Origin of the sequence: Streptomyces soli (assembly GCF_003999195.1) — a bacterium.
GTDB classification, from domain to species: Bacteria; Actinomycetota; Actinomycetes; order Streptomycetales; family Streptomycetaceae; genus Actinacidiphila; species Actinacidiphila soli.
Genome location: NZ_RJVR01000398.1, coordinates 1 through 4236, shown reverse-complemented (window position 1 = coordinate 4236; position 4236 = coordinate 1). Strand labels below are relative to the sequence as shown.

The 4236-nt window shown below is 64.5% G+C and carries 4 protein-coding genes; all 4 read right to left on the bottom strand.

Annotated elements, in window-relative coordinates:
* Window positions 1-453: transposase (locus EFK10_RS51730; protein WP_240677892.1), on the bottom strand; the 453-nt coding region annotated here is incomplete at its 3' end.
* A 2-nt stretch (window positions 454-455) separates the two neighbouring features.
* A complete protein-coding gene (locus EFK10_RS46320; RefSeq protein ID WP_240677891.1) occupies window positions 456-1373 on the bottom strand; it encodes a hypothetical protein in 918 nt (305 codons plus the stop codon).
* A gap of 15 nt (window positions 1374-1388) precedes the next feature.
* The gene (locus EFK10_RS46315; protein WP_206305863.1) at window positions 1389-3155 is read right to left on the bottom strand and encodes a reverse transcriptase/maturase family protein; all 1767 of its coding nucleotides are present in this window, start codon (window positions 3153-3155) and stop codon (window positions 1389-1391) included.
* A 387-nt stretch (window positions 3156-3542) separates the two neighbouring features.
* Entirely contained in the window at window positions 3543-4181 is a 639-nt protein-coding gene (locus tag EFK10_RS46310) for a transposase (protein ID WP_240677890.1), read from the bottom strand.
* Window positions 4182-4236 lie beyond the last annotated feature (55 nt).

Sequence of the window (4236 nt, the reverse complement as noted above, 5' to 3'; positions counted from 1 at the left end):
AGCTTGACTCTGTCGGTGATCTTGATGGTCGAGGTCAACTGCCGAGGGTTCGCCAGGACTTTGACCGGGGGATTTCGTTCTGGTCCAGGAAGGTCTGGAAGGCAGTTGGTGTCTCGACGAAGAGGGATCCCCGGTCGCTGACTGACCGCTGAGTCGTTCGATGTTCACGGCGATGGCCGTGAGGACGTGTTGCAGGTGGGCTTTCGGTTGTCCTCGGTAGCGGCAGTGGCGCATTCCGTATCCGTGGGCGAATTCGTTGATGGTGCCCTCGACTCCGGAGCGGACCGCGTAGCGGGTCTTCCAGCCGGGTGTCTGCTGCTCGGCCCGGACGCGGAGTTGCAGGTCACGGAGTTCTCGCGGGGGAAAACCCACGGTCCGGGCGCTGTCGGCGGTGGCGGTGCAGCGGGTGCGGGCTGGGCAGGGGCGGCACTGGCTCTTGGTGAACCGGGCCACGATCAGGGGTGCGGCGGTGGGCGAGGAGGTCGGGTAGGGGCGTGCCAGCCCGCGCTGACCTGGCCCTGGGGGCAGGTGACCTGGCGGCGGTCGAAGTCGATGTGGAAGTCGTCCCTGTCGAAGCCTTCGCTCCTGCGGTGCTGGCGGGTGGGGTTGCCCGGAAGTGGGCCGCTGACGGTGATCTGGTGTTCGCGGGCGGCGCGTTCCAGGTGGACCAGAGAGGTGTAGCCGCCGTCGACCAGGTGCTCGGCGGGCAGCAGCCCGCGACGAGCTAGGCGGGTGTGGATGCCGGGTAGGGCCTGGGCGTCGTTCGTGGCGGCCGACGTGGTTGCCACGTCCGTGATCACGTTGGCGCTGTCGGAGGCACACGTCTCGGTGAGGTGGGCGGCGAACCCCTTCCAGCGGATGATGTGCCCATGGCGGACGTAGCGGGCCGTGGTGTCGTAGGGCGAGACGATCGCCGAGGAGGAGGGCGGCAGGCCGCCGTCGTCAGCGGTGCGCCAGCGTAGGCGGCCCGCCGCGTCGCGGTAGTAGTTCTGCACGATGATCTGCCGTAGCGCCTCGACCTGCGGGCCGGGCCGGTAGCCCGGTCCGTGCCGGTGGAGGTGTTCCAGCAGTCGGCAAGCGTCGCCGCCGGCGGCGAGGATTCTGGTCTTGGGCCGGCTCGGGTTCTTGCCCAGACGAACCGGGCGGCCGTAGCGGCGCCCCCAGTCCTCGTCGACCAGGCCGGCCAGCAGATGCCCGGCCCCGCGTGCCACTTCTTCCAGCGCGGCACGGACCGCCTCGGTCACCAACTCCAGCCGGGTGAGATCGCGCACTGCGGCCAGGAACACCGGTAGGCCGTTGGCGAGGTTTCCGCTGCGTGCGGCGCCTTTTCCAACGGCCTCCGGTCCGAACCACGCGGGCATCTTTCGATGCACGTAGCTCTCCGGTGACTATCCCGTGGGTGTCGCGGTCGGTTGCCCGGCGTGGATGGCCTGGTGGCAGTCCGCACAGACCACGAGGGTCTTGCGGCGCCGTTTGGCCATCAGTTGCGCCCACGCGGGCTGTGGTCGCCCCGGTTGGTCGAGGTCGGCGAGCTTGCGGACCTGGTGGGTCTCCACCGGAGCGCGGCGCTGGCACCACTCGCACCACCGCGCGGTGAGCCGGGTGACCAGCTCTTTGCGGCGGACGGTGACCGGGGCTGGCTGACGGTCGATGATGACCGCTGTCTTCCGCCGTCGTAGAGGAATGCCACCGAACCTGGCGATCAGTGGTTTCCGGCCCGGCCGTGACACGCTGGCCTCGAAGCACGTGTATGGCCCGTACAGGGTGTCGACCTTGGCCTTGTACTTGCGGGCCATTTTCGACACCGTCGAGCGGTGCTTGGCGGCTAGCGTCTTGAGCATCGAGGTCAGGGCTGCCCAGTGAAGGTAGTCCAGTCTCCCGACGTCGCTGGCGAGCAGGTAGTACTGCACCAGTCCCCGGAACTCGGCGCCGTAGGTGCTGATGATCATAGGGTCGTCACGGGTCATCAGCTCTGTGCGGCGTTCGGGTTTGCCGTGTTTGAGGTACGGGGCGGCCTTGGCCTTGATCACCGTTCGCGGTATGCGCAGCCGGATGTGGCCGTTGACTTTCGGCCGGCACCGGCTGTGCTGGACGGTGATCTCGTAGCCGAGGAATCTTGCCGCACTGGTGCGGGCGTGGGTGACCAGTGTCTTGTCCTGACTCAACTCCAGGTTGAGGTCCTCACGCAGGAAGTGGGCCAGGCGTTGCTTGATCTGTTCGGCTTCGGCTTTGGGTCCGGTGAACCCGAGGAGGTGATCGTCGGCGTAGCGGCAGTACCGTAATCTCCGGTATTGGGGATCGTTTGGGTCCCCGTGGGGAAGACCACGTCGTGCTGCGCGCAATTGCCGGACTGCGACTCGGTCTCCGCGCTTACGCGCGCGGTGGATCGCGTCGGTTTTCCTGGTGTACGCCGGGTTGGGTGCCCTGCGTTTCCCTCGGGTATATTCTGGGATGAGCACTGTCTCGACAAAAGTGTCCAACCGGTCCAAGTAGATATTGGAAAGGATGGGGGATGCCACACCGCCCTGCGGAGCTCCGCTGAGTGTGGCGTTCCATTCCCAGTCCTCTAGGTATCCGGCTTGCAGCATCTGTTTGATGAGCCGAAGGAACCGGTTGTCGTGGATTTTCTCTGAGAGGATCGAGAGCATGACCTCATGGTCAAGGCTACCGAAACAGTCAGAGATGTCCGCTTCGATGAACCAGGTCGTCCCGCCCCATGTCTCCTCAATTTCGCTCAAGGCGCTGTGGCAGCCACGACGGGGACGGAAACCGTGCGATCGACGGGAGAACTGTGGCTCGTAGTACGCCTCCAGCAGGAGCCGGACCACTTCACCGACTAGTTTATCCGCCCAAGACGGCAGGCCGAGGGGTCTCAGTTTTCCGTTCTTTTTCGGAATGTAGACGCGCCTCACGGGTTGGAATCGGTAGCGCTCGTGGCGCATCGCGTCGATGATGCGTCCGATCTTGGCCGTGGACATACCGTCTGCGGTTTCCCCGCAGGCCCCGGGTGTCATCGCTCCATCGTTGGAGTAGATGCGCCCGTAGGCCACAAGATACAAGTCCGGGTTGAACAGTTGTCGATACAGTTCGTTGCACGGCAGGCCACGCCTCCCGCGTTCACGGAGGACCTTCAACACCGTTTCGGCGCTTTGCATTTACGCATACCTCGCGGATTTTGAGTGTCCAGTCACCTAGCCCCCTTCGCCCTGCGGACGGCCTTCCCGTCCTCCCTGGTCGGGCGTTACTCCGACGACTACTACGGGGCTTCTGTCACCATAGGGATCGCGCCCCTTAGGTGATCCCACGTTCGTCTCTGTCATACGTCATAGCGCGATTTAGGTCCCCCATTCATCCCCTTGAACTCCCTCACTGGGAGTCGCTCCACACCCCGGAGGTTGCGCCGACCCTCACGTTATATCGGCGCAGGGCATGGCACCGGTTTCAGACGTCTTTCCGGTGGGAGACTCCTTTGCACCTTCTGGAGATTGGGGTACAGGCAGTCCAGCTTTGACCATGTCGCGCGGGTCCCGCATCGCCTTGCTTCATACGCCTGAACACAAGCGATACTTTCCTGACATGCTATGGTTCCCTTCACTTTTCAGATCCAGGTAAGTCATTGGACCCAGAAACATTCCTCCGAGTTTCTCCCGGCTAAACCGGGGATATGACAGAGCGCCTCGTGGCGCAGCATGGGTGGAGTCGGTGCGCTGTGTGGTGCGTTCACGCACGAGCCCGGCATCCTTGAGCCGAACCAGCGCGAGGTCCAGGAGCCGGTCGGCACGGTCGCCCACGGCGAGGCGCTCTCGGAAGTCGGACAGGACGCTGTGGTGGAAGCCGGGATCATCGAGCTCCAGCGCGAGGGCGTATTTGAAGTCGATGCGGCAGCGCACCGCCTCGGCGGCCTGCCGGTCCGACAAACCGAGTAAGAACTGCAGTACACAGACGGTGGCCAATTGGGCAGGTGAGAGGCTCGGACGACCGTCACGTGGGTACCAGTCTGCGAAGTCTTCATCGTTCCACAGCCCGTCGAGGCGATCACGTACCCATATCGCCGTCGTGCCGTGCGGATTGCTCGCCCGCGCGACCTGCGCGGTCAGAGACGGGACCTGCTCACCGGAACGGGGACGGACGGACAACGGGCACCTCGACAGCTGCATCGGCGTTCGAAACAGCCCGAGCATGCCTGATGATCAGGCTGCCGCACCGGAGAACACCAAGATCACCGACAGAGTCAAG

What these genes read in the sequence shown, in the direction of transcription:
- EFK10_RS46310 (WP_240677890.1), bottom strand. Translation starts at nt 4,181, where the DNA reads ATGCTCGGGCTGTTTCGAACGCCGATGCAGCTGTCGAGGTGCCCGTTG.
- EFK10_RS46315 (WP_206305863.1), bottom strand. Translation starts at nt 3,155, where the DNA reads ATGCAAAGCGCCGAAACGGTGTTGAAGGTCCTCCGTGAACGCGGGAGG.